This window comes from Anaerosacchariphilus hominis (assembly GCF_014290175.1).
Taxonomy (GTDB): Bacteria; Bacillota; Clostridia; order Lachnospirales; family Lachnospiraceae; genus Laedolimicola; species Laedolimicola hominis.
On the sequence record NZ_JACOOR010000003.1, the window covers coordinates 343,672 to 370,197 of the forward strand.

Annotated in this window: 22 protein-coding genes and 1 riboswitch; all 22 genes read right to left on the reverse strand. The window is 54.0% G+C overall.

Translation table 11 applies throughout. From position 1 onward, the window contains the following. Positions 1–18: 18 nt before the first annotated feature. The 22 genes from H8S44_RS06585 to ilvB all read right to left on the reverse strand — a co-directional run bounded on the left by H8S44_RS06585 (position 19) and on the right by ilvB (position 26,456). On the reverse strand, positions 19–1,413 hold the full coding sequence (locus H8S44_RS06585; RefSeq protein ID WP_186871794.1) for a cobyrinate a,c-diamide synthase: 1,395 nt from the start codon (positions 1,411–1,413) through the stop codon (positions 19–21). Further along, the gene (gene cobK / locus H8S44_RS06590; protein ID WP_186871795.1) at positions 1,414–3,468 is read right to left on the reverse strand and encodes a precorrin-6A reductase; all 2,055 of its coding nucleotides are present in this window, start codon (positions 3,466–3,468) and stop codon (positions 1,414–1,416) included. Between the two features lie 24 nt (positions 3,469–3,492). Then, on the reverse strand, positions 3,493–4,539 hold the full coding sequence (locus tag H8S44_RS06595) for a cobalt-precorrin 5A hydrolase (protein WP_186871796.1): 1,047 nt from the start codon (positions 4,537–4,539) through the stop codon (positions 3,493–3,495). Beyond that, positions 4,536–5,678, reverse strand: a complete 1,143-nt coding sequence (gene cbiD / locus H8S44_RS06600) for a cobalt-precorrin-5B (C(1))-methyltransferase CbiD (protein WP_186871797.1) — start codon at positions 5,676–5,678, stop codon at positions 4,536–4,538. Before cbiD ends, H8S44_RS06595 begins: the two co-directional genes overlap by 4 nt. A gap of 16 nt (positions 5,679–5,694) precedes the next feature. Beyond that, entirely contained in the window at positions 5,695–6,795 is a 1,101-nt protein-coding gene (locus tag H8S44_RS06605) for a lysozyme inhibitor LprI family protein (protein ID WP_186871798.1), read from the reverse strand. A gap of 24 nt (positions 6,796–6,819) precedes the next feature. Continuing rightward, positions 6,820–7,914 carry a nicotinate-nucleotide--dimethylbenzimidazole phosphoribosyltransferase gene (cobT, locus tag H8S44_RS06610; RefSeq protein ID WP_243167493.1) on the reverse strand — a complete coding sequence of 365 codons (1,095 nt, stop codon included), beginning with the start codon at positions 7,912–7,914 and terminating at the stop codon, positions 6,820–6,822. Positions 7,915–7,916: 2 nt separating this feature from the next. Further along, positions 7,917–8,549, reverse strand: a complete 633-nt coding sequence (locus tag H8S44_RS06615; RefSeq protein ID WP_186871799.1) for a precorrin-8X methylmutase — start codon at positions 8,547–8,549, stop codon at positions 7,917–7,919. Next, positions 8,543–10,057: a cobyric acid synthase gene (locus H8S44_RS06620; RefSeq protein WP_186871800.1), complete on the reverse strand. Its 1,515-nt coding sequence runs from the start codon at positions 10,055–10,057 to the stop codon at positions 8,543–8,545. The genes H8S44_RS06615 and H8S44_RS06620 overlap by 7 nt, the downstream gene beginning before the upstream one ends. Positions 10,058–10,104: 47 nt before the next feature. Beyond that, positions 10,105–11,181 carry a threonine-phosphate decarboxylase CobD gene (cobD, locus tag H8S44_RS06625; RefSeq protein WP_207724093.1) on the reverse strand — a complete coding sequence of 359 codons (1,077 nt, stop codon included), beginning with the start codon at positions 11,179–11,181 and terminating at the stop codon, positions 10,105–10,107. Continuing rightward, the gene (gene hemC, locus H8S44_RS06630) at positions 11,178–13,592 is read right to left on the reverse strand and encodes a hydroxymethylbilane synthase (RefSeq protein WP_186871801.1); all 2,415 of its coding nucleotides are present in this window, start codon (positions 13,590–13,592) and stop codon (positions 11,178–11,180) included. The genes cobD and hemC overlap by 4 nt, the downstream gene beginning before the upstream one ends. A gap of 67 nt (positions 13,593–13,659) precedes the next feature. Beyond that, positions 13,660–14,394, reverse strand: a complete 735-nt coding sequence (cobJ, locus tag H8S44_RS06635; RefSeq protein WP_207724094.1) for a precorrin-3B C(17)-methyltransferase — start codon at positions 14,392–14,394, stop codon at positions 13,660–13,662. A 77-nt stretch (positions 14,395–14,471) separates the two neighbouring features. After that, positions 14,472–15,674 carry a glutamyl-tRNA reductase gene (hemA, locus tag H8S44_RS06640; protein WP_186871802.1) on the reverse strand — a complete coding sequence of 401 codons (1,203 nt, stop codon included), beginning with the start codon at positions 15,672–15,674 and terminating at the stop codon, positions 14,472–14,474. Then, complete coding sequence (cobM, locus tag H8S44_RS06645; RefSeq protein WP_186871803.1) at positions 15,674–16,429, reverse strand: precorrin-4 C(11)-methyltransferase; 756 nt, start codon at positions 16,427–16,429, stop codon at positions 15,674–15,676. Before cobM ends, hemA begins: the two co-directional genes overlap by 1 nt. Positions 16,430–16,433: 4 nt before the next feature. Next, positions 16,434–17,135, reverse strand: coding sequence for a precorrin-2 C(20)-methyltransferase (gene cobI, locus H8S44_RS06650; RefSeq protein ID WP_186871804.1), 702 nt, complete (start codon positions 17,133–17,135; stop codon positions 16,434–16,436). Next, on the reverse strand, positions 17,136–17,936 hold the full coding sequence (locus tag H8S44_RS06655) for a tRNA threonylcarbamoyladenosine dehydratase (protein ID WP_186871805.1): 801 nt from the start codon (positions 17,934–17,936) through the stop codon (positions 17,136–17,138). Positions 17,937–18,064: 128 nt separating this feature from the next. Next, a riboswitch (cobalamin riboswitch) is annotated at positions 18,065–18,192 on the reverse strand. A 73-nt stretch (positions 18,193–18,265) separates the two neighbouring features. Further along, positions 18,266–19,150 (reverse strand): 4Fe-4S dicluster domain-containing protein, encoded by an 885-nt coding sequence (locus tag H8S44_RS06660; protein WP_186871806.1) that lies wholly within the window; start codon positions 19,148–19,150, stop codon positions 18,266–18,268. Positions 19,151–19,252: 102 nt separating this feature from the next. Next, the gene (locus H8S44_RS06665; protein ID WP_186871807.1) at positions 19,253–19,711 is read right to left on the reverse strand and encodes a DUF6465 family protein; all 459 of its coding nucleotides are present in this window, start codon (positions 19,709–19,711) and stop codon (positions 19,253–19,255) included. 80 nt (positions 19,712–19,791) lie between these two features. Further along, entirely contained in the window at positions 19,792–21,027 is a 1,236-nt protein-coding gene (locus tag H8S44_RS06670) for a DUF1015 domain-containing protein (protein WP_186871808.1), read from the reverse strand. Beyond that, positions 21,027–22,190: a phosphoglycerate dehydrogenase gene (locus H8S44_RS06675; RefSeq protein WP_186871809.1), complete on the reverse strand. Its 1,164-nt coding sequence runs from the start codon at positions 22,188–22,190 to the stop codon at positions 21,027–21,029. Before H8S44_RS06675 ends, H8S44_RS06670 begins: the two co-directional genes overlap by 1 nt. Before the next feature lie 3 nt (positions 22,191–22,193). After that, positions 22,194–23,273, reverse strand: coding sequence for a 3-phosphoserine/phosphohydroxythreonine transaminase (gene serC / locus H8S44_RS06680; protein ID WP_186871810.1), 1,080 nt, complete (start codon positions 23,271–23,273; stop codon positions 22,194–22,196). Positions 23,274–23,388: 115 nt separating this feature from the next. Next, positions 23,389–24,759, reverse strand: coding sequence for a L,D-transpeptidase family protein (locus H8S44_RS06685; protein ID WP_186871811.1), 1,371 nt, complete (start codon positions 24,757–24,759; stop codon positions 23,389–23,391). Positions 24,760–24,779: 20 nt separating this feature from the next. Further along, a complete protein-coding gene (gene ilvB / locus H8S44_RS06690; protein WP_186871812.1) occupies positions 24,780–26,456 on the reverse strand; it encodes a biosynthetic-type acetolactate synthase large subunit in 1,677 nt (558 codons plus the stop codon). Positions 26,457–26,526 lie beyond the last annotated feature (70 nt).

Below are 26,526 nucleotides of genomic sequence, written 5' to 3' on the forward strand. Positions count from 1 at the left end.
TGCACTCTTGTATTATTTTTATACGCCCTCAGCCGCAAGTGCTCTGTGCTGTATGGAACAGTTACTACATTTCCGTAAAAATCGAATGGCCATATCCGGATTGGAATAAAAGAACAGATGGGGAAATCCCGCGTACAGGCTCTCTGTCCCGTGGACACAGTCCCAGTTCCGCTTCCGAAGGGGCTTTTTCGCGTGAATGGAATCCCCGCAATCCTCGCTCTCCCAGTAATGGAATTCATGACCACGGGCCTTTTCGCCCTCTGCCAGAATCAGCTGATCCTGTTTTGCTTCCATTTCGATATACCCGAACCGGGACAGTTTATCCGTCCGGTAGGCTTTAGCCCCGATGACGTCTGCCATGGGATATTCTACGCCGTCCGAGCCCTCCAGCGTCCGGTGCAGATATAAAAAGCCGCCGCACTCGGCGATACAGGGAAGGCCTGCCTTTACTGCGTCGTGAATGGCGCTCCGCATGGCTTTGTTTTCACTAAGTGCCTTTGCGTGAAGCTCCGGATAACCGCCGCTCAAAATCAGGCCCTGGATCCCCTCTGGCAGCGCCGCGTCCCTGATAGGAGAAAAAGGCACCAGTTCTGCCCCCATATCCCGAAGCAGCTGAAAATTATCCCGGTAGGTGAAGCAGAAGGCATCATCCTCAGCCACGCCAATGCGGACCTTTTTCGTGCCGGAAAGCTTCGGAATCTCCGGCGTCCCGTAAGTAAAATCCGGTGCTTCCCAGGCCATGGCAAGAAAGGCGTCCAGGTCAATGCTCTCCTCCAGCACCTCCGCCAGCCGGTTCAGCTTCTCCTTCAGGCTTTCGATTTCGCCCGGGAGCACCAGACCCAGATGGCGGCTTTCCAGCACCAGGTCTTCCACCTTCGGCACATAACCCAGCACCTTCACCGGCAGCCAGCGCTCGATCTGCGCTTTCATGTCGGGATACAGGGCCTTTGGCATCTGATTTAAAATGACTCCCCGAATCTGGCTGGGGTTCTGATACTCCAGAAAGCCTTTGATCAGCGGTACCACAGAAATGCTCATACCGCGGCAATTGACCACAAGCACCACCGGAATATTCAGGGCCGACGCCACATCATAAGAGCTGGCCTCTTCGGAAATGCCGCCGAGACCGTCGTAATATCCCATGACGCCCTCCACCACGGAAATTTCCGCCTCTGCCGCCCTTCGGCCAAACAGATACCGGGTGGCGGACCTGTCTGTGAAAAAGGTGTCCAGATTTCCCGATTTCACGCCGATGACACGGCTGTGAAACATAGGATCAATGTAATCCGGACCGCATTTAAAGGAAGCCGTACGAAAGCCCCGGTTCACAAGAGCCTGCAGAATTCCGCAGGTAATCAGGGTTTTCCCGCTCCCGCTGGCAGGAGCTGCCAGCATAATCCTGGGTACTCTCATTTATGCCTCCCCCTTTCCGGTTCCGGCAAAAATATACACTGGATTCTGCCCCATCATCATCTCGTAGGGGCCCACCTTTTTGGCCTTGGCCGCCTGAATCTGGGTAATGTCTATCTCGGTAAAGCCAAGCTCTTTGAAACAGCTGTTGGCCTCCGCCACGGTCTCCAGGGTAATGGCATTGACCACCACACGGACCCGGGGATTTTTCTGAAGCAGCAGCTTTAGAATCTCTTTCATATTGCCGGAAGAACCGCCGATAAAGGCATGGGTCGGGGCGGGCAGGTCTGTCAGGGCCTCCGGGGCCGTTCCCACATGGACCTCCACATTGGGAGTGCCGAATTTCTTTGCGTTTTCTTCGATAAGGGCTGCTGCCGCAGGCTTTTTCTCGATGGCGCAGACCTGTCCGTCTGCCGCGGCCAGGGCCATTTCAATGGTGACAGAGCCGGTTCCCGCGCCGATGTCCCAGACGATGGAATCCCGGTTCAGATTCAGCTTGGCCACAGAGAGGCTGCGTACCTCGCTTTTTGTCATGGGCGCGTCGCCACGTTTGAACTCCTCGTCCGGGATGCAGCTCGGAAGACCGCTCCGGTAAGCCGGATTTTCAATGATGGCTACGCAGAGGCCGTCAAAGCTCTTTTCTTTCAGCTCTGCCGGAGTTCCTTCCGTGATACGCTCTTCCGGGTAGTGGAGGCGCTCACCGATGGAAAGCTTCACCTTCTCAAGTCCATAAGTTTCCAGTTTTTCACATAAGGACGCCACTGTATCCTTTCCGCCAAGCAGGGTAAACGTCCGAAAATGCATCCGTACCGCCGCAATGAGATTTTCTTTCCGGCCATGGATGCTCATAAGCTTCACATCCTCCCAGGCGATTTTCAGGCGGCTGCAGAAATAGGTTACCGAAGAGATTCCCGTAATCAGTCCGGTGCGGATGCCTGCGCCCTCAAAGGCGGTAATCAGGCGCTTTGCGCCGCTGTAAAAGCCCACGTCGCCGGACAGAGCCACGGCGATGGTGCGATATTCCGGGTGCTCCTGCACAAAGCCGAGCATTTTGCCGGAATCATAGGCGTCGAATAAGGGTTTCCCGGTGGCCCGAAAAGAATCCAGCATACGGCCGGAACCCAGAATGCAGTCAGCCTTTTCAAAAGCAGCGCGGGCCTCGCCGGTCAGATGATCCGGGGTGCCCATGCCGATGCCGACTAAATATGCGACTCGGTCGTTTTCCCCGTGATGAGCATCTTTTGAGGCTGTTTCTATCCTTTTCCCGTCGCGGGAATCAGGCGAATTGGATGGAATATGAAACCGCTCCGCCAGCAGCTTCACTCCATCTTCCACAGACACCCCTGCCTGCTCCTGCGGTCTGCCGATCAGCACGACCTTCACGCCTGCCTCTTTTGCCGCCGTCATTTTCTCTTCAAAGCCGCCTGCCCGGCCTGCCTCTTTCGTCACCATCCAGGACGCTCCGGTGCTGTGAAGCATGGCCAGATTCATTTCTTTGGAGAAGGGACCCTGCATACAGATCAGATGGGAGCCGGTGAAGCCTGCTTCGGTACACTGGGTCACCACCTCCGGGGTAGCCAGAACACGGGCATAAACGCGGTTCTGATAGTCGGGCAGATCCGTAAATTTCGGAAGCTCTTTGCTGCCGGTGGTGACAAAGATGGGGCCTTCTGTCATTTTCAGGAAATCAATTGCCGCCTGGACGTTCTCTACCATAACAATCTGTTCATCCATATTTTTGCACAACAGGGACGGGCGAATCAACCGCAGATACTCACACCCGGCTTTCTCGCAGGCTGTCTTGATATTGGCCGACACGGCCACCGCGTAAGGATGGGTCACATCCAACACCAGCGGTTTTCCCTCCTCTGTGAAAAGCTGCTCCATCTCTTCCGGCAACAGTCGTCCCTGATGGACGCTCAGATGAAGCTGCTTTTCCACCAGCAGCCCGCCGTATTCCGTGGCCACGCTGCACAGAGTCTCCACGCCTGCGGCGGCCAGCCACTCACTTACCTGTCTTCCTTCTGTCGTTCCTGCAAATACAATTACCTGTTTCATGTACCTGTTCCTCTTGCCTATGCTTCATCCAAAATTTACCGTATATTCCCCCAGAGCTATCGCCACGGTGACGCCATCCCGGGCCACTTTTCGCTGAAAAAGCTTCTTTCTGCCTGCCGCGCGCAGGGCGCTTCGCTCGCATACATTTCCCACGCCGGTGATCTGCCTGACAAAGGAAGATTCCGAAAATCCTCCGTCACACTCTACCTCTGACAGTTCCTCCGCCGAATAAACCAGAAACGGCAGATCCCACTGCCTGCAGAACTCCACAAGGCCGGGCTCCTCCTTTTTCAGGTCTATGGAAGCCACCTTCGCGATGGCATGTCCGGAAAGCTGATTCTGCCGGAGCACCTGCTCCACCAGCTCCTGAATCTTCTCCTTCGGCGTTCCTTTCTTACATCCGATTCCCAGGACCGCAATCCGCGGAACCAGATGCAGGGTCCGCGGAAACGGATCGTAGGTCTCATCCACGGAAATGCTGATGCCAAGCCCGTCCTTTTTCTGGATGGACAGCTCCGGCGGTATGGGCCCCGCCACCTCGAAATCACTGTAGAGACCGATGGTCCGCTGCTCCAGAATATCCGCCGCCACCTCCTTGGCCAGAGGCAGACTGTCCAGATACATATTTTCCCGGCGGGCGAAATCATCCACAGAGAAACGGCCTCCCGCATCGGTGGCCGTGGTGATGACCGGCACGGCTCCCACCAGGGCGGCAATCTCCCGGGCCAGTCCATTGGCGCCGCCCAGGTGTCCGGATAACAGGGAAATGACAAAATGCCCCTGCTCATCCATGACCAGCACCGCCGGATCTGAGGCCTTGCTGACTATAAAGGGCGCGATGGTCCGCACGGCGATTCCGGCAGCTCCGATAAAAAGCAGGCCGTCACATTCCCGGAACATCTCACCGGCCCATTCCTTCAGGGAGCTATCCAGTATCGGAAGTCCCCAGCCAGCCGCGTCCTTACCTTTGCAGCAGCATACACAGGCGTTCCCTTTTTGTTCATACACGTCGCGGATCCGTTTTGCAAACATACTGCCTGATCTGGTAAATGCGATAATTGCAAGCTTCATGCTGTCATCTCCTCTTTCACACACGAAATCAGCCGCCGCACATCCGATGATTCCCCCAGCACTCCCTGCTCCAGGGAAAAGGTCAGGATTCCACGCTCCAGGCTCTTTCCGCTGCGGTGATCCACGTAGAATTCCATGCGTTCCATCAGCCGCCTCATGACCGGCTCCAGAAGTCCTTTCTCTTTCAGAATATCCAGCGCCTCATCCGTGGTGATACAATTCATCAGCCGGATCGCTGTCTCCTGATCCGCGCCCAGCACAGCCGCATGGGCCGTCAGGATATCCATCCGGGCGTCCGCGTTGCGGGAATGGGTGTTCATGATACCACCGGCCAGCTTCACCAGCTTCCCGATATGTCCCACCAGCAGAATTCCCTTTGCGCCGAATTCCACCGCCGCGTCGATGGCTTCTCCCAGAAAATTACTGTATTTAACGGAACGCTTCAGCACCTCCGGCTCATAATCCTCCAGGAAATCCAGGCCGTAATTACCCGGAACCAGCACCAGGTATTTCCGTCCTCCTGCCAGCTGCATTTTGATATCCACACGAATGGTCTGAATCAGTGCCTCCTCGCTCATAGGTTCCACGATACCGCTGGTTCCCAGAACCGAGATGCCGCCCACAATACCAAGCCTCGGGTTGAAGGTTTTCCGGGCCAGCTCCGCGCCGCCCGGAATGGAAATGATCACCGACAGACCACCGGTATATCCGGCCGCCCTGCACACTTCTTCTACCCCTTCGCGAATCATCTGACGGGGCACTTTATTGATGGCCGCGTCTCCCACAGCCTGTTCGAGACCTGCCCGGGTCACCCGGCCCACGCCCTCGCCGCCGTCCAGGGTGACGCCCGGCTGCGCTGTCCGGCTGACTGTGGCGTAGATGCGCAGACCGTCCGTCACATCCGGGTCGTCGCCTGCGTCCTTTCGGATGGCGCAGGAGGCGCTGGCATCTGAAAATTTCGGTTCCAGCACCTCCAGATGGAGAGCGATCCCCTTGGGCGTCATCAGCTCCACCTCCGGCAAAATCCTTCCATGAAGCAGCATCCAGGCCGCTGCCTTGGAAGCCGCCGCCGCGCAGGAGCCGGTGGTGTAACCCATCCGCATTTTTTTGTTATTTTTATAGACGTATTGATCCAGCATTGGTTTTTCCTTATTTTTACTGTGCAGTCACCGGTTCCCGGCCTGCTGCCTCCAGCAGGATATTCAGAAGAACATAGGTCCGATCCTTCGTAAGCTCTGCCGCTTTATCATTGACCAGGCAGGCCCATATGCTGCCACCCTCTGACCCCTCTCCGGCCTTCTGAGCGGCTTCTTCTTTCTCTTTGATCCATTCCCGCTGCTCCGTAAGAAGCTGTTCCATGTCATCTTCCTTCAGGACGCCCTTCATCTTCAGCTGATACCAGACCAGATTCAGGGCTGCGTCCCAGTTATCATAGCGCTCCTTGCTCTTTACATTCATATCCCCCTGGGTAAGGGAAGGATCCTCCTGAAGGGAACGGACAATCTCCTGATCTGCCTTTGCCGCGTTTCCCACATATTCCACCGCTGTATCGATGAAATCATAGCCGGAAAATCCCTCTGCGCCCTCCACATTGTAAAGGCCGTAGCAGGGAAGACCGTTCTCTTCGGCCTCAAGACGATCATAATTGCTGCACGCCCACTGTAAAAACTCCTCCGGCAGCTGGTCAATCGGTGCACCGGGCAGATAAATCTCTATTTCATCCGCACCGTCCAGACCGTAAGCCTCTGTATAGGAATAGAGCATCTGATCGAGAATCTCTTCCTTTCCGATTTCGTAGGTGTAATTGATTTTATCCAGCTTCATGGACCAGGTATAATCATTGACCTTCTTTAAATCCGTAAAGGTTCCGGTGAAAGTGTTGCCGTACTGGGTTCCGTTGGGGTAACCGTCTCCGCTGCTTCCCATATCCATGTCCCAGTATTCCCCGGAAAAGCTGCCGTCCGCGTGAATGTTCAACTGCGTGGACCAGGCTCCCGCGCCGCTGGAAAATGTGAAATCTACATACTGAAGATCCGCGAAGCTGAGCTCTGCAGAAGCATTGCTGTCAGAATCTGTGGACGCGGCTTCGTCCACGCTGTCGGACACATTTGCCGTATCGTTTGTCTCTGTTTTCGTCTCCGCTTCTGTCCGCTCCGTTCCATTCTCTGCGCCGCTCTTCTTTCCGCAGCCGCCCAGAGACAGCGCCATGGCCGCCGTCAGCAGTCCTGCCAGAAGTTTGATCCTTTTCTTTTTCATACTTGCACCTCCTTGTGGATTTTTTTATTTCTGGTGCGTATACTCTTCCACATTCCCTTCCGCAAAACTGGGAAGTCCGTTGTACAGCGCCAGTGCGTATTGATACAGGCTGTAAGCCGTCACGGCCCCGGTGCCTTCGCCCAGGTGCATACCCGCCTGAATGGGCGCTGTCATTTCCAGCGCGTCCAGCATCATCCGTCCCGCAGGCTCCGCGGAGCAATGAGTCGGTACCATATACGCTTTACTTTCCGGCACAAGCTTCACCGCGCAGTAAGCAGACACGGAGGAAATAAAACCGTCGATCAGCACCGGCACGCCCATCATCGCGCCGCCCATATAACAGCCTATCATACCCGCGATATCCAGACTGCCTACTTTTGAAAGCACATCCAGAATATCGTTCTTATCCGGCTGATTTACTTCGATGGCCCGGCGGATCACTTCAATCTTATGCTCCAGACCTTTGCTGGAAAGCCCTGCGCCGCGCCCGGTCACTTCAGCCACGTCTTTATCCAGCAGAACTGCCGCCATGGCGGAGCTTGGAGTTGTATTTCCAATCCCCATTTCGCCTGTGATAATCATACGGTGCCCCGCTTCATACAGCTCTTTTACCACCTGAATTCCCGTTTCGATGGCTTTCACGGCTTCTTCCCGGCTCATGGCCGGTTCCTTTGCCATATTGGCCGTGCCATAGCGGACTACCCGGTTCCGGATGCGGGGATGCTGACCGTCCACGAACATACCGATATTCACCGGAATCACCTCGATCCCCATCTGCTTCGACATGATGCAGACGGAGGATTTGCGGTCGCCCATATTTTCCAGCACCTGGGCCGTAACCTCGCTGCCGGTCTGGCTGACGCCCTCGGCTACCACGCCGTTGTCCGCGCCCATGATGACCACCACCGGCTTCAAATCTGCGATTTCCCCTATCCGGGAGGTTCCGTAGATCCCTGCCAGCTGCGCCACCATTTCCTCCAGTCTTCCCATACCCCGCAAGGGCTTACAGAGGGAATCCCAGTGCTTCCAGGCTGCCTCTACGGAAGCTCTGTCCAATGGCTTCATTTCTTTTCTGTACTGTTCCAGTTCCATATACTTTTTATTTCCATTTTCTGTCATTTTTATCTTCCACCCTGATATAGCATGGCGTTGCAGATCGTTGCCGCGATATTGCTGCCGCCTTTTCGTCCGCGCGGCACGATATAGGGAATGCCCGCAGTCATAATCAGTTCCTTGGCTTCCACCACATTCACAAATCCCACCGGCGCGCCGATGATGAGCTCCGGTTTGATCTTACCTTCCTGAATCAGCTCATAAAGGCGGATCAGAGCCGTAGGCGCATTTCCCACAGCGATAATCAATGGTTTGCCAAGCTCTGCCGCCTTTTCCATGCAGATGGACGCACGGGTGCAGCCCCGCTCTTTGGCTTCCGCAGCCACATCCGGATCGCTCATGAAGCAGTAGACTTCGCCGCCACATTCCTTCATGCGCTTTTTATTGATACCGGAGGCCGCCATCTGGGTATCGGTAACGATGGATGCGCCTTTATTCAAAGCGTCCACGCCGATCTTCGCCGCGTTTTCGGAAAAGCACAGATTGTCCGCGTAGTCAAAGTCCGCGGAGGTATGGATACAGCGCTTCACGATGGAAAACTCCGGCTCCGGCCAGGTACGGCCATGAAGCTCCTCCGTGATAATCGCCATGCTGCGCTTTTCGATATCCATAGGCTTTACAATTTCGATTTCATTTAACATCCGATTCCTTCCTCCAATATCTCGTAAATCTTCTTCATGTCCAGAGAGCTGCGGACCAGATCCGCCAGCTTGTCGTATTCCTGCTTCTTATGGGCCTGAGCGTCAAAATGCCAGTTTTTCGGATCGAGGCCCTTCTTCACCATCAGACGGCTCACCAGCATGGCCGCCAGGTCGCCGTAGTCGAAGATCCCGTGTAGGTACGTGCCGTACACCGTTCCCTCCGGATTCGCCAGACCGTCCACACGACCGTCCTCCAGGTAAATGGTTTCCCGGCAGCCGCCCAGAGCCTCTGTGCGGCCCATATGAATCTCATAGCCCTGCACTTCTTTTCCGGCGAACTCCAGAAGCTCCGCCTCATTTTTGATGCGGCCCCGGGTCTGAGTCCGGGTCTTCACCTTGGAAAATACCGTTTTTGTATGAAGCATTCCCATGCCCCTCATGGTTCCGCCATGCTCCACATTGTCCGGATCCTCCAGTGCGTCACCCAGCATCTGATAACCGCCGCAGATGCCTACCACCGGAATCCCGTCCCCGGAACAGCGAAGCACCGCCGTCTCCATACCAGACTCCCGAAGCCAGGCCAGATCGTCCATGGTGTTCTTGGTTCCCGGCAGGAAAATCAAATCGGGACGGCCAAGCTCATTCACCTCCCGCACATAGCGCAGGGAAACGCCGTCCATGCCCTCAAAGACGTTGAAGTCCGTGAAATTGGAAATATGCGGAAGCTTTACCACTGCCAGATCGATGCCGCCCTTTTTCTCCTTATGATTCAGGCGCTCGGACAGACTGTCCTCATCATCGATATCCAGCGGCTTCAAGGGCACCACACCCACCACCGGGATACCGGTGCGCTCCTCGATCATGGAGAGGCCGGGCCGCAGGATTTCCACATCGCCCCGGAATTTATTGATAATCAGGCCTTTGATCCTCTGCTGCTCGTCCTCGTCCAACAGCTTTACCGTACCGTAGAGGGATGCAAAGACGCCGCCCCGGTCGATGTCGCCTGCCAGCAAAACAGGGGCCTTGGCGATTTTCGCCATGCCCATATTGACGATGTCGTTGTCCTTCAGATTGATTTCTGCCGGGCTGCCCGCGCCCTCGATCACAATAATATCGTACTCCTCGGACAGCTTATCGAAAGCCTTTTGAATCTCCGGAATCAGCTGGCGCTTGTTGGCGTAATAATCCATGGCCTTCATATTGCCCAGAACCTCGCCGTTTACGATAACCTGGCTGCCCACGTTACTGGTGGGCTTCAGGAGAATCGGATTCATCTCTACGGTAGGCTCGATATCTGCGGCCTCCGCCTGCATGGCCTGGGCCCGGCCGATCTCCAGGCCGTCCTTTGTGATATAGGAATTCAGGGCCATATTCTGGGATTTGAAGGGAGCCACTTTATAGCCGTCCTGCTTAAATACCCGACAGAGTCCGGCCACCAGGAAGCTTTTCCCCGCATTGGACATGGTTCCCTGTACCATGATTACTTTTGCTTTTTTCTTTTCGCTCATTTTGTCACCAAACTTCTTCCTATCTGTTTCTATACGCTGCTGCCGGGCTATAAAACCTTTTTCAAGGTTGCCAGCAGCTTTTGATTCTCATCATGTCCGCGCACTGCCGTCCGGTAATAATCCGGCCCGAGGCCGCGATAGTTGGCGCAGCGGCGGAGCAGAATGCCTTCCCCCTGCATCCGGTCTGCCAGAGTCGCATCCCCTGCCGCCTGAAAGCAAAGGTAGTTGGCGTGGCCGTCGCACACACACAGCCCCAGTTCTTCCAGCTTTTCCTTTAAAAATGCCCGCTCCCGATCCACCAGATCGATCGTCTGTTCCCGGAAGCCTTCCGCCCTCAGAGCCGCGATTCCGGCGGCCTGGGCCGGCTCCGACACAGACCAGGGCTGCCCTGCCAGGCGCATCCGGTTCAGCAGATCCGTGTCCGCCGAGAGCACATACCCCAGCCGCAGACCGGGAATGGCATACATCTTTGTAAAAGATTTTAAAATGATCAGATTTGGATATTCCGAGAGCCAGCCGGCCGCCGAATAATCCTCCTCCTTTTTTACAAAATCCAGGAAACATTCGTCCAGGCAGACCCGCACATCCAGAGCCCTGGCTTTGTCCAGCAGTTTTTTTATGAGGCTGCGGGGTGTCAGAATACCTGTGGGGTTATTCGGATTGCATAGAAATACGATGTCATGCTCCTGAGATAATTTATCCACATAAGCCTCCGTAATTTCTAAGGTTTTCCCCAATGGAAAGAACTCTATCCACGTCCCGGTCTGACACATGGCTTCCTCGTATTCCGCAAAGGCAGGGGCCGTCACCAGGGCCCGCCCGGGCCGAAGGGCGTATACCAGTCGATATATCAGATCCGCGCCGCCATTTCCGCAGAGGATATAGTCCTCCGGCTGATTCAGCTTTTCGGAAATCGCTGCCCGCAGTCTCCGGCAAAAGGGATCCGGGTAGTTCAGGGAGCTGTCCAGGCTTTCGATGACAGCCTCCCGGACGCCGGGCGGCATGCCTAAGGGGTTGATATTAGCGGAAAAATCCAGAATCTCAGCTACGTTCCGTCCGCTCTTCTCTGCCGCTCCGCGGATATCGCCGCCATGTAAATAGACGAATTTCTTTATCTGAGTCAATTTACTTTCCCTTTCAAGTGATCTTTTCTCAGTACATCCCGGATACCCTCCGCCGTGTAAACCACCGCGCTGGCATACACCGGAATGCCTGCCTGCACCGCCGCTTTCTCCGTCACCGGCCCGATGCAGATGACCCGCGCCGTCATATTCTCCGGCTTGTCCACCATCGCCGCAAAGGCTTTCACCGCCGAAGCGCTGGCAAAGGTGATATAATCCATTTCCGGCAGAATACGGTTCAGCTCTTCGGCCTTGCGCTCGTCCCGGGCAGTGTGATAGAGGGCTGCGTCCGTATAAGGAACGCCTGCCGCATCCAATGCCTCTGTAAGCTCTGAAGAAGCCTCCTCCGCGCGTAAAAGCAGCACTCTATCCGCCGCTGTTAATCCCGGAATCCACTCTACCGCCAGAGCCTTACTGGAATACCGGCCGGGCACAAAGTCCGCGTAAATACCTGCCGCCTCCAGAGCTGCCTTCGTACCGGCACCGATGACCGCAAATTTCAGGCCATAGAGGCTCCGGATATCCATCCGCCGCTCTTTCAGTTCATCCAGGAAGAACTGCACGCCGTTGCTGCTGGTCAGCACCACCCAGGTGTAATTCTTTATCTCTGTAAATGCCTGCTCCGTCGCCGGAGTGCTCAGCTTCTTCGTGTAAATCAGACTGAATGGAATCGCCTCCGCACCGTCTGCCGCAAGAACCTCCCGCTGCTTTTCACACATGGGCTTCGTACCGGTCAGCAGTACCCGCTTTCCAAAGAGAGGCTTGTCGCCCAGCCAGGAAAGCTGTCTCTGCAAAGTCACCACATCGCCCACCACCGTAATGGCCGGGGTCTGAATACCTGCCTGCTTCGCTGTCTCCGCAATGGATTCCAACACGCCTGTTACTACCTGCTGTCTGGCCGTCGTTCCCGCCTGCACCACAGCCGCCGGTGTCTTCGGATCCTTTCCGTGGGTAATCAGTTCTTCCGCGATATGGGGCAGATTTTTAAGTCCCATCAAAAATACCAGCGTACCTTCCTCTTTCGCCAGGGTCGCGTAATCCAGCACCAGACCGGTCTTGTCCGCACTCTCATGGCCCGTAATCACATGGAAGGAGGACGCAAAATCCCGGTGGGTCACCGGAATGCCCGCGTAAGCCGGAGCCGCGTAGGAAGAAGATACGCCCGGAATGATCTCAAACTCCACACCAGCCTTTAAAAGCTCCTGGGCTTCCTCGCCGCCACGGCCAAAGATAAAGGGATCGCCGCCCTTGACCCGAGCCACATTTTTGCCCTTCAGGGCCTTTTCCACCAGAAGGGCGTTGGTCTCCCACTGGCGTAAATGGTGCTTGTCCGCACGCTTGCCCGCATAGATGAGCTCTGCGTCCTCTCTGGCCTCATTTAAAATGGCGCCGCTTGCCAGATTGTCATAGACCAGCACATCCGCGTGTCGGATACACCAGAGGGCTTTCTGTGTCAGCAGTCCCATGTCGCCGGGGCCGGCGCCTAAGAGCCAGACCTTGCCCCGCTTCACTTCGCCTGCCAGATTTTCGCCCAGCGTGCGCGCTTTTTCCAGTTTTTCTGCCTGTGTGCCTGCCTCAGTCAGATCCACGACAGCCTCGGCTCTCCGAAGCGCGGCCGTTCCCTCCGGCGCGTACAGTACCTTCATTTTCAGGGATCGCGCTACCGGAACGCACAGTCCCGCCGCCGGGGCATTACAGCTTCCCCCGATGGCCGCCAGAAAGCTCCGTTCCGCCTCAAGCTCCAGCGCCGCCTCTTTACAGTGAATGGCCTCCAAAACCTTTGTAAAACGCCCCTCTTTTGCCTCCACAGCCAGAATTCCCTGACCGGCCGCCGGAAGAAAACTATCTGTATCCAGATATTCCAGATGGATCCCTTCTTCTTTGTCCAGGCCCAGCCGTTCCAGACCTGCTGCCGCCAGAAGAATCGCGTCATACTGACCTTCTTTCAGCTTCCGAAGCCGGGTCTGCACATTGCCCCGCAGCATCCGGATCCGTACCGTGGGGTTCAGATCTTTCATCTGTAATTCCCGCCGGAGAGAACTGGTTCCTACGACACTGCCCGGTGCCAGATCCCGTGCTTTCACGCCCGTGGTAGTCACCAATACATCGTGGACATCGGCACGCTCCAAGACTGCGCCGATATAGAGTCTTTCCGGAAACTCCATAGGCATGTCCTTGGCGCTGTGAACAGCCAGGTCTACTTCTTCTTTTAATAAGGCTTCCTCCAGCTCCTGAGTAAATACGCCCTTGCCGCCAAAGGAGGTCAGCGATTTATCCAGAATCTCATCGCCCTTGGTGGACATCTCCACGATTTCAATTTCTGCCTCCGGGAAGGCCGCTTCGATGCGCTGCCGCACCAGGTCGGTCTGCACCAGAGCCAGTTTGCTTTTTCTTGTACCGATTCGAATCTTCATGTTTTACTCCTGTGTTTCCATGAACGCTGACCTTGATTTCACTTCGTTCCATCTCGGTCGCGGGGCATTACTTTAACGCATATCCTCTGGGGGTGATCATTCTTCCATTCCTTACATAAGTCTGGGAATTTCCGATGATGACTACGCTGAACATATCGATCTCCGCGTTTTTAAGCTCAACTAACGTAGTAATCTGCTTACTCTCCTCTTTGCGTCCCGCGTGGCGCACAATACCCACCGGGGTCTCCGGCTTCCGGTACTTCATCAGAATCTCCGCTGCCTGCTCCACATAGCCGGTACGCTTTTTACTCTTGGGATTATACAGGCAGACGATCATGTCTCCCTGGCCCGCGCAGTCCACCCGCTTCATAATCAGATCCAGCGGGGTCATCAGATCGCTTAAGCTGATCACCGCGAAATCATGCATCAGCGGCGCGCCCAGCACAGAAGCCGCCGCGCTGGCTGCGGTCACACCCGGTACGGTCTCGATCTCGATATCCGCGTTCATTTCCTCTGCCACCTGATAAATGATGCCTGCCATACCGTAGATGCCGCTGTCACCGGAGCTGACCATGGCCACGGTCTGATCCTTCATAGCTTCCTCCACTGCCATCCGGCAGCGCTTCACTTCCTGCATCATGGGCGTCGCCAGATAATTCTTATCCGGGAAGAACTCCTTTAACATCTCCACATAGGTGGTATAACCGGTGATAATATCCGCATTGTTGATGACGTCGATACATTTGGCGGTCATATGCTCATAACCGCCGGGGCCGAAGCCCACCACGTATAATTTTCCCATTCTATTCTCCATTTCCATTCCGGGATTTCCCGGATTCCAACCGCATTTTACTTCTCAAATTTTATGTTCCGGCCGCTTTACTTCTCCGGCTCCCGCAGATTCTCCACAAAGGCCTCCAGTTCCTCCGGGCTCGCATTCTCCCGAATCCGGTAAAACAGCTTGTCGATGGCTTTGCCGAAGCCCTTTTTCTCCGCTTCCTCTTCCATCCAGTGCTTGACCTCCTGCATCCGGGGTACCGCCTGCTGGAAAATCATCCAGCGCATGAAATCCTCTTCAAACTCCTCCAGAATCTCGCCTGCCTGACAGACTGCCTCTTTCTTGGCCCGGTTGTTAGCCTCTGCCAACTCCTCAAAGTCATCCATATTGTAAAAGAATGTGTGGGGGAACTCGGCGATGGTCTCCTCGATATCCACCGGAACCGCCAGATCCACGAAAACCCGTGTCTTATCCGTCGTCATGCGCTCCTTCACCTTCGTACCGGTCAGCGTATAATGGGGGCTGGCCGTGGCGCTGATGACCACATCCATGGCGTCGATGTAATCGTAGCGCTCCTTATAATCAATCAATGTATTGGTTTCGCTCTTGATATGGGCATCGTGAGTCATCGTTACATTGCGGATGGTGCTGTAGATATTTAAGCCCTTCAGGCTGTACAGATTCTTCAGCACGATTCCGCCGATCTGTCCGGTACCGCCGATGACCATGACATTTTTGCCCTCCAGGCTTCCGCCAAAGGCTTCTTCCGCCGCCTTGACCGCCAGGGTCGCCGTGGACACGGAGATCTTTGATAAATCCGTATCCGTCTTAATTTTCTTGGAACAGGTCACGGCATAGCGGAACAGGGTGTTCAGGTATTTGCCGCTGTTGCCCGCCTCCTGTGCCAGCGCATACGCATGCTTTACCTGGCCGAGAATCTGATCCTCGCCCACCACCATGGAATCCAGGCCCGCCGTCACGGAAAACAGGTGATTGACCGCCTTTCTGTCCTGATAGAAACGCAGGTAATCGGATACATCCTCTTTCACGGCTGCCGCGCCGGATTCCCGGAGAATCAGCTCCTGCAGACTGGTAAATACGTTTTTCTTCTTATCCTGTTTTTTATCAAAATAAGTATAAATCTCTGTCCGGTTGCAGGTAGCGATAATCACGCTCTCTGCTGCACCGCCCTCGTCTATGAGGATTTTTCCAAGCTCTGCCTGCTTCTCTTTGGTAAAGGCGAAAAGTTCCCGAACCTCCAGCGGTGCCGTCTTATGGCTGATACTGATAAGCCGGATACTCATTACGCGTCGACTCCCTTCCGGAACTCATGGGTAAAGGTCTTGTCATAAAGCTTGGACAACTCATAGTCGTCGCCCAGGAAATCTCCTACCACAGTCAGCGCAGTCTTGGTGATACCCGCTTCCTTTACTTTCTCCGCAATATCCAGCAGGGTTCCCCGCACAATCTTCTGCTCCGGCCAGCTTGCCTTGTAGACTACCGCCACCGATGTATCCGGACGATACTCCTTCCGAAGGGTTGCGGACAGCTCGTCCATCATACCGATGCTCAGGAAAATGATCATGGTAGCGTGATGCCTGGCCAGATCCTGAAGCTTTTCTCCCTCCGGCATGGGGGTTCTGCCCTCCATACGGGTCAGAATCACCGTCTGGCTCACACCCGGCAATGTGTATTCCTTCTTCAGAGCTGCCGCAGTCGCAAGGAAAGAGCTGACACCCGGAATGACCTCATATTCGATGCCCATGCGATCGAGAGCATCCATCTGTTCCCGGTGCGCGCCGAAGATAGCCGGGTCGCCGGTATGTACACGGACCACCTTCAGGCCCTTGTCCTCTCCATCCTTCATGACAGCCAGAACCTCTTCCAGGGTCATGGTGGCGCTGTTATAGATCTGCGCGCCCTCCTTGGCGTCCGCCAGCACCTGGGGGTTTACCAGGGAGCCTGCGTATATGATAATATCCGCGCTGTCGATCAGTTTCTTTCCCTTAATTGTCAGAAGTTCCGGATCGCCCGGACCTGCTCCGATAAATGATACCATGTTTCTACCTCTTCTCTCTTTTGATGATAACGGTTGTAAAGTAACTGTATGTTCTCTCCGGATCCAAAGGTCCGATATATTCGTCTTTCATGCCCACGCAGCTGATAACCGTAGCGCAGCTTTCCGTACGGTCATACTTTTTCATCAGCTCCAGGATGCGGCCGATGCTGCCGCCTGCCTTCATGATGACCACATTGTCATAGTGGGCGATAGCCTCCTCCACCTGCTGCTCTGCACGAACGGAAGGCACGATCACCAGGGACTCATTTCCCTCCATCAGCGGCAACTGAGCCACTGCCGCTCCGCTGCAGAAGGACGGGATGCCCGGGATAATCTCCGTCTCAAAGCCATGCTCGGCCACATACTGGTTCACGTACATATAAGTGCTGTATACTGAGACGTCGCCCAGGGTAATCATGGCAATGTTCTTTCCCCGGGAAAGCTCTGCAGTGAGCTGCCTGCAGGCCGCTTCTCTGCATTTTTTCCGCTCTTCTTTGTCCTTCGCCATCCGGAAAACGACTTCCAGAAGATGCTTCTGCTCCAGCTCCACCACCGGACGGATGATTTCCAGCGCCGTACTCTCTTCTCCTGCTTCCTTTACCGGGACGGCGATGATATCCGCCTCATCGAGAATCCGTTTTGCTTTCAGGGTCAGCAGCTCCGGATCCCCCGGACCTACGCCGATGCCATATAATTTTCCCTTCATTTATTTACTCTCCTCCTGCTCCTGGGCTGCCCGGGCGCGGTTCATGGCGTCCTCGGTCAGATCCTTTACGATTTCACTTGCAATCAGAAGTCCCGCTACGGACGGTACGAATGCGGTCGAACCCGGAATGTCCCGGCGTTCGGTGCATTTATGCTTGGCTCCCGGCGGGCAGATACAGTTGGTTCTGCAGCTGATGGACATGTCCTCGATGGGACGCACCGCCTTCTCCTTGGAGTAGACCACCTTCAGCTTCCTGACGCCGCGCTTTTTCAGCTCCCGCCGCATCACTCTCGCCAGCGGGCACACACTGGTTTTATAAATATCCGCCACCTCGAACAGGAAGGGATTCAGCTTATTGCCCGCTCCCATGCTGCTGATCAGGGGCACGCCTGCCTTCTCGCATTCCTCCACCAGGGAAATCTTCGCGGTGACTGTGTCGATGGCGTCCACCACATAGGTGTACCGGCTGAAATCAAATTCATCCTTATTTTCCGGCAGAAAAAAACACAGATGTGTGGTTACTTCTGCCTTCGGATTAATCTCCAGAATACGCTCCTTCATGACCTCGGCCTTATACTTGCCCACGGTCTTCCGGGTGGCGATAATCTGGCGGTTCAGGTTCGTCAGACACACCTTATCGTCGTCGATGAGGTCAAAGGCTCCCACGCCGCTGCGGGCCAGGGCCTCCACCACATAGCCGCCCACGCCGCCGATGCCGAAGACTGCCACTCTGGAATGTTCCAGAATCTCCATGGCTTCTTTTCCCAGCAATAATTCTGTTCTTGAAAACTGATTCAACATAATTTTTCTCCTCATAATGCAAAAGAAAAAGAGATCTGTATTTTAAGACAGATCTCTCCTTATGATCAGCAGCGGATTTTGTCCCTTCCGCCGCCAACTATATACGGAACCGCTTTCCACGGAAGCCTGCCCATTTCCCGCAAAGATCAGGTAGCCTGGCTTGCAGACACGCTGCTTACAGTGACCGGATCGCTCAGGTCTTCCACCTGATTCCCCTGTTTTATGCATTATACATATTCTCTGCGTTATACCTTAGTCAGTGTAGCATACAGACGGGCTTTCGTCAACAAAATATACCCTATGGGGTTTCCTTTTTATAAATAAACCGCTTATCCCAACAGTGCCTTTTCCACGTTCTCAAATCCCAGACGCTCGATGGTCTCAGCGAAACGCTCACCGGGCAGGCCGTTATCCCGGAAAAACAGAATCGTGCGTTCAATGACGTCCATGGCCTCTTCCTTGGAGGTGAAGACCTTACTCAGCGCCCGGCCATGGGATATTTTCTTTCCCCAGCGGCCTCCGATATAGATCTTGAAGCCATAGGTACTCTCCTTCATGGCATCAAAATGACATTTGCCACGGCAGCGGCCGCAATGGATACAGACCTCCGGATCGATATGGAGCTTCTTGTCCACGACCCTGGCCGCGCCCATGGGACAGACTGCTTCGATGGCGCATTTCTTACAGCCCTTGCAGGCTGCCTCGTCGAAATTCGGAACGCTCTGACCGATGATACCAAGGTCGTTCAGGTTCGGCTTCACGCAGTTATTCGGGCAGCCGCCCACCGCGATCTTGAACTTATGGGGCAGCTTCACATCATGATAGCCCTTATAGAAGCGTTCATGAATCTCCTCGGAAATGGCGAAGGAATCCAGAAGGCCATATTGACAGGTGGTTCCTTTGCAGGATACGATGGGACGCACCTTGGGACCGGTTCCCCCGGTCTCCAGACCTTCCTTTGCAATATAAGCCTGAAAGGCCTCGATTTTCTCATAGGGAATGCCCTGTACCTCCACGGTCTGGCGGGTGGTAAAGGTCAGATTTCCATTTCCAAACTGCTCCGCTGCCTCTGCCAGGCACCGCTGCTGGGCCGCGGTCACCTTGCCGTTCACCGTAAGTACCCGGGCGGAAAAATCATCTGTGCCCTTGTTGTTCAGAAAGCCAAGTCCTTTCAAACGCTTTTCCTCGTCTGCGCTGATGGTTAATGCTGCCATAATTCTTCTCCTTTGTTCTGATTTCAGCAAACGGGCACAGGTCTGCTGACGCAATGCCTGTGCCCGTTCTGTCTCTTTGTTTTTACAAACAAATCCTTCTGCCTACAGCTCGATCTTTCCGGTCTCTTTCCCGTTGATCACATAGTACGCTGCGCCGTCCTCCGGCTTTACATACAGATCCAGAGTCTTGATAGAGGAAGCACGGTGTCCCATAGCCACCCACTTCTCGGTTACCAGCTCTGTCAGTGCGGAAGTCAGAACTTCCTTTCCTGCAAACTGCACGTATACATTGTGTACGGCAGCCGGTTTCTCAGCTTTTGCAGTCTTTCTCGCAGTGGTCTTCTTTGCTGTTTCTTTCTTTACAGTTTCTTTCTTCTCAGCTTCGGCTTTTACCGGAGCTGCTTTTTCCTCTTTTTTAAGCGCTTCTGCCTTCGGCTCCTCTTTCTTTGCGGCCGGAACTGCTGTCGTCGTGATCTTTGCTGTCTCTACTGTCTTCGCCGGAGCGTTTATCTTCACGTTTTCTGCCTTTTTCGCTGTCTGTGTTACTTTTTTAGCAGTCATAATAATCCTCCTCTGACACTACTATCAAAATCTTAACAGCGCTAATTATAGAGCTTTTTTCCAGATATTGCAAGTGCTTTTTATCGCAGTGGGTGAATAAACAGGCCGCTGCGAAGCTTCGGCTCAAACCAGGTGGACTTGGGAGGCATCAGGCGTCCCGCGTCTGCCACGGCAAAAAGTTCCCCGATAGAGGTGGGATACATGACAAAAGCCACCTTCATATCCGTATGTACCCGGCGCTCCAGTTCAGGTAATCCCCGGATTCCGCCGACAAAATCAATGCGTTTATCGGTCTTCGGATCCTGAATTCCCAATACCGGTTCCAGAATCTGCTTCTGCAGAATGGATACATCCAGTCCCTCCACCGGATCACTGTTTTCATACTCCGGTTTCAGAGTCAACAGGTACCATCGTTCTTCCAGAAACAGTGTCACCTGTCCTTTTTTCTTCGGATGCTCCGCGCCTGTCAGTGCTTCCACCTTAAAGACCTGCTGAACCCGGTCTAAAAATTCTTCCGGTGTAAGCCCGTTCAGATCCCGGACCACACGGTTATAATCCATAATCATCAGCTCGTCGTCTGGGAAAATCACTGATAAGAAGTAGTTGAACTCCTCCTCGCCGGTATAACCCGGATGCTCCTCCCGGCGCTTCACACCTACGCGCACAGCCGATGCCGCCCGGTGATGTCCATCCGCGATGTAGAGGGCATTCATCTGATGAAAGGCCTCATAGACAGCTCTGATTTTCTCTGTGTCCGCAATCTTCCAACCCCGGTGACGGATGCCGTCTTCCGAGGTAAAATCAAACAGCACCTGCTCCTCTTTTACTTCCGCTACCAGCTTTTTCAAAACTTCCTGATTCCGGTATGCCAGAAAAATCGGACCGGTCTGGGCATCGCAGGTATCCACATGGCGTACTCTGTCCTCTTCCTTTTCCCGGCGGGTGTTCTCATGCTTTTTGATCACACCGTTCAGGTAATCGTCGATGGAAGCGCAGGCCACGATACCGGTCTGGCTGCGGCCGTTCATGGTCAGTTCATAGAGATAATAGCAGGGCGCACTATCCTGCACGAAATCGCCATCCTCCACCATGCCCCAGAGCAGCTCCTTCGCCTTCTGGTATACTTCCGGCGCATAGATATCGGTATCCTCCGGAAGCTGGGTCTCCGCCCGATCGATACGCAGGAACGATAAAGGACGGCCTTCTACAGCTCTTCTTGCCTCTTCCCGATTGTATACGTCATAGGGAAGCGCCGCGATGTCGGCTTCTTTTCCGGCTGCAGGCCGGATTCCCCGGAAGGCTCTGATCTCAGCCATCAGCAGATCACCCGCACTTTCAGTACACCTTCCACTGCTTCCAGCTTCTGAATCAGTTCCGGACTTGCCGCGCTCTCCAGATCAAACATGGAATAAGCGTAATCCCCGCGGCTCTTATTGGTCATGTTACCGATATTATAGTTCGCCTCGCCCAGAATGGTGGTGAACTGGCTCAGCATATTCTTCACATTTCGATGGCAGATGGCTACACGGGCCGGATAACTGGGAATACCCATATCGCAATCCGGATAGTTGACGGAATGCTGAATATTGCCGTGCTCCAGATAACAGCGTACCTCTTTCACTGCCATACGCGCGCAGTTCTCCTCTGCTTCCTCGGTGGAAGCACCCAGATGAGGCGTTACGATAACGCCTTTGGCTCCTGCCGTGACAGGATTCGGGAAGTCTGTCATGTACCGTGCCACCTTGCCCTTCTTCAGCGCGTCTACCATGGCCTTCTCGTCTACCAGAAGGTCACGGGCATAGTTCAGGACAACCACGCCGTCTTTCATTTTCTCGATGGCTTCTGCGTTAATCATGCCCTTCGTACTGTCCAGGAGGGGCACATGGATGGTGATGTAATCGCACTCTTTATAAATATCATCCACATTGGTGATATGACGGATATTACGGGACAGATTCCAAGCTGCCTCCACGGAAATATACGGATCATAGCCCAGTACTTCCATGCCAAGATGTGTGGCTGCGTTTGCCACCTGTACGCCGATGGCGCCCAGACCGATGATACCCAGCTTCTTGCCCTGAATCTCATGACCGGCAAACTGCTTTTTCTGCTTCTCCGCAAGCTTGCTAATATCCTCGTTCATGCGCTCAGACTGTACCCAGTTTACGCCTCCGATGATATCTCTGGCCGCCAACAGCATACCTGCCAGTACCAGCTCTTTAACGCCATTGGCATTGGCGCCCGGGGTATTAAACACCACGATGCCCTGCTCGGCACATTTGGTCAGAGGAATGTTATTCACACCGGCTCCCGCCCGGGCGATGGCCTTCAGGTTCTCCAGAAACTCCACCTCATGAAGCGCTGCACTTCTGACCAGCAGCGCGTCAGCCTCCTCCATATTTTCTGTCTGCTTATAATCCTTTGTAAAATGATTCAGACCAAACTGGGCGATCTGATTCATACATTTATACTGATACATGGCTTAATTCTCCTCCTCGAACTTCTTCATGAATTCCACCAGGGCCTTTACGCCCTCCAGCGGCATGGCGTTGTAGATGCTTGCACGCATACCGCCTACGGTTCTGTGACCCTTCAGGTTCACAAAGCCTACCTCAGTGGCCTCTTTGATAAATTTGGCATCCAGATCCTTGTCTCCGGTAACAAAGGGTACATTCATGATAGAGCGATCCTCTTTGCGTACGGTGCCCTTAAAGAGCTTGCTGGAATCCAGGAAGTCATAGAGAACCTTTGCCTTCTCCTCGTTGCGGGCCTTCATCACTTCCAGGCCGCCCTGCTTCTTCAGCCATTTGAAGACCTTGCCGCACATGTAGATGCAGTAGCAGTTCGGGGTATTGTAAAGGGAATTGGCGTCCGCATGGATCTTATATTTCATATAGGTCGGTGTGTACGGAAGTACGTCTTCGGTGATCAGATCCTCACGGATAATCACAATGGCCATGCCTGCGGGACCCACGTTTTTCTGAACGCCGCCATAGATCAGGCCGTACTTGCTTACGTCCACCGGCTCGGATAAGAAGCAGGAGGAGATATCAGATACCAGAATCTTACCCTTGGTATTCGGCAGGGTATGATACTTGGTTCCGTAAATGGTGTTGTTCTCGCAGATATATACATAATCCGCGTCCGGGCTGATGGGCAGATCGGAACAGTCCGGGATATAGGAGAAGGTCTCGTCCTCGGAGGACGCAATAGCATTTGCCTTTCCGTAGATCTGCGCCTCTTTGAATGCCTTCTTTGCCCACTGTCCGGTGATGATATAATCAGCCACCTTATTTTTCATCAGGTTCATGGGAATCGCCGCAAACTGAAGGTGCGCGCCGCCCTGCATGAACAGTACCTTGTAATTGTCCGGAATCTGCATCAGATCGCGCAGATCCTGCTCCGCCTCATTGATAATGTTCTCAAATGCCTTGGAGCGGTGTGACATTTCCATCACGGACATTCCTGTTCCCTGGTAGTCCAGCATCTCATCTGCTGCCTCGCGCAAAACCTCTTCCGGCATAACGGCCGGTCCTGCTGAAAAATTGTACACACGACTCATTTTTTCATTCCTCCCATTTCTGGTTTCTAAGTGTATCTGTATTATTTCTTTATTCTAGTACTCTGTTAAAGTTCTGTCAATCCCTTTCCTGTCGGATTCTTCCATAGAAAAGTCTTTAATAATAAAGTACCACCGGGGTTCCGGATTCCATGTTTTCATACACCACTTTCATGGCTGCCGGCGGCGTATTCACACAACCGTGAGAACCGTTCAGCAGATAAATGTCTCCTCCGAACTCGCCTCTCCAGTTAGCGTCATGGATTCCGTAGTTTCCGTAGAAGGGCATCCAGTAGCTTACCGGCGTCCGGTAATTTGCCCCTTTCAATACCGCATTCCGGGTCTTATACTGAATGGCGGATACCATGGACGGGGTTCCGTAGTTCTTACTGATATTTCCGGTTACCACATCTGTGTCGATCACCAGGGCTCCATTTTTATAACACCACATATGCTGGGCTCCCATATCCACTTCGATATAAGTACTTCCGATATCCCCGTTGGATCCGTCCCAGGCATTGGCCCTGTGACTGTAGGCCGGTTCCTTTGTAACAGTCTCGCCCTTCTCAATAGAAGCGTACAGCTCCGCGCTCTCGGTCTCCCGGTCGATCTGCCAGCCGTAGTTGCCGCCTTTTACAGTAATGATACCTCGTAAGGTACTCTGGAAGGTGTGGGACTGCTTAAAGGTATCCCGCTTTTTTGCAAGCTCTGCCACCCAGGAAGCTACTGCCTCCTTGGACAGCTCCGCCTCATAGCCATCTCCGTCCAGCGTAATAAAACCGCTGATAACAGACTGATCCACGGTTTCGCTCTCTTTTCCGAACGTATAGGTCACTTTCGTTCCCAGCCACCGGTCAAGCTTCTCCGTCAGAGCTTTAAACTCCGGAGCTTCCGTGGTAACAGCCGGTTCCGCGTAACACCCCGCTTCATCCAGATCGAGCTCCGGAATCAGACTCTCGGACGCAATCTGAATCTGGCCCTTCAGAGATTCCCGATCCAGTTCTGCTCCCTGCTTTTCTTTATGTACCTGATACCCGGTCTCCGTAAGCTCCACCCGGGCATTTTCCGGGGCCGGCCCCTGTTTCATACAGGCATCCGCCGCTGCATCAAAGACCGTATCATCATAGTGAATCTCCGGGCTGATCTGATACAGATCGGTCTGCCAGAACATTCTGGGCCACAGGAAGCCGTTCTGCTTCCGCTTCAGCACCCGGACCTCATCACTTTCTGAAAAGCTCATGCCCAGATCCTCCGGGGTCAGGGTGACAGTTTCACCGCCCCGGCCCGTTACGGTCAGGGTATAGGCCCTGGCCTGGGAAAGCAGCAGCTCGTTGGCCTGCTTTACCGTATACAGATCCGCGTTTGCTCCGTTTATGGTGGTGCCCGGGAAGAAGTGCTCCATGAAATACACGGATACACCCACATAGCCCACGGCCAAAATGATCAGAATCCACAGATACCAGCGGATTCTCTTTATGGCAGATATCATCGTTCTTTACTCCATTTAATTTATTTTTTCAAATCGTCTGCGTCGAAGGTTTCTTCCAGGGGTGCTCCCGGGGACATCATGGGGAATACTTTGTCATCGCTGTCGATGACACACTCCAGTACTACCGGGCGACCTAAGGAAATAGCCTTTTCGATGGCCGGAGCCACCTCGTCCTTCTTTGTGACCCGGATACCCACTGCACCCATGGCCTCCGCCAGCTTTACGAAGTCCACCTGATCGTTCAGCACCGTAGCGGAATAACGCTCGCCGTAGTACAGCGTCTGCCACTGGCGTACCATACCTAGTACATGATTATTCAATACCAGCTCAATAATCGGTACGTTATAGCGGGCCGCGGTGGCAATCTCGTTCATATTCATGCGGAAGCAGCCGTCGCCTGCCACATTGACCACAGTTTTATCCGGTCGTCCGATCTTGGCTCCGATGCTGGCGCCCAGACCGTAACCCATGGTTCCCAGACCTCCGGAGGTCAGGAAGGTTCTGGGCTCCTTGTATTTATAATACTGGGCTGCCCACATCTGATTCTGGCCTACCTCAGTGGTAATGACGGCGTCGCCCTTGGTTACCCGATACAATTCCTCTACCACATAGGGGCCGGTCAGACGATCGTCGTCGAACTTCAGCGGATACTGATTCTTCAGGGCTTCTACCTCTTCCACCCAGGCGTCATGCTTCAGCTCCGGAAGCTTCTCATTCAGGATATCCAAAACAGACTTCACATCGCCAATAACGCTGCCATTTACCAGGACATTTTTATTAATCTCAGCCGGATCGATATCGATCTGGAGAATCTTTGCTTTCTTTGCGAAGCGGTTGGTGTCGCCTGTGACACGGTCGCTGAAACGGGCCCCCAGGGTAATCAACAGATCACAGTGGGCCACGCCGAAGTTGGACGCCTTGGTGCCATGCATGCCCAGCATGCCGGTGTACAGCGGATCGGTACCGTTGAACGCGCCTTTTCCCATCAGAGAATCACAGACCGGAGCGTGAACCTTATGGGCAAAGGCATTCACTGCCTCGGACGCGCCGGAGATCACGGAACCGCCGCCCACAAAGATAAACGGACGCTCCGCTTTCTGAATCATTTCCAGCGCTTTCTCAATATCCTCTTCCTTGATCGTGTCGGTTACACGTTTGGGCTCTTCCGGTTTTCTGTATTCATATTCTGCCTTATCCGCAGTGGCATTCTTGGTGATATCCACCAGTACCGGGCCGGGCCGGCCGCTTCTGGCGATAGCAAAAGCCTTGCGTAGAGCCGGCGCCAGCGCTTCCGCATCCTTGATAATAAAGTTATGCTTGGTAATCGGCATGGTAATACCGGAGATATCCACCTCCTGGAAGGAATCTCTTCCCAGAAGTCCCTTTCCTACGTTACAGGTGATGGCTACCATGGGTACGGAATCCATATACGCGGTGGCAATACCGGTAACCAGGTTGGTGGCTCCCGGTCCGGAGGTGGCCAGACATACGCCTACCTTACCGGTGGCTCTGGCATAGCCATCTGCCGCATGGGACGCGCCCTGCTCGTGAGAGGTCAGAATATGACGAATCTCGTCGCTGTGCTTATATAATTCATCGTATACATTCAGAATGGCTCCGCCCGGGTAACCGAAGACGGTATCTACGCCCTGCTCTTTGAAACATTCTATTAAGATCTGTGAACCTGTCAATTCCATATGTGCTCTCCCCTTTATTTATATTAAGTCGTACGTTTAGCCCGCGCCATTTGGGCCGCGCGGCACTTAA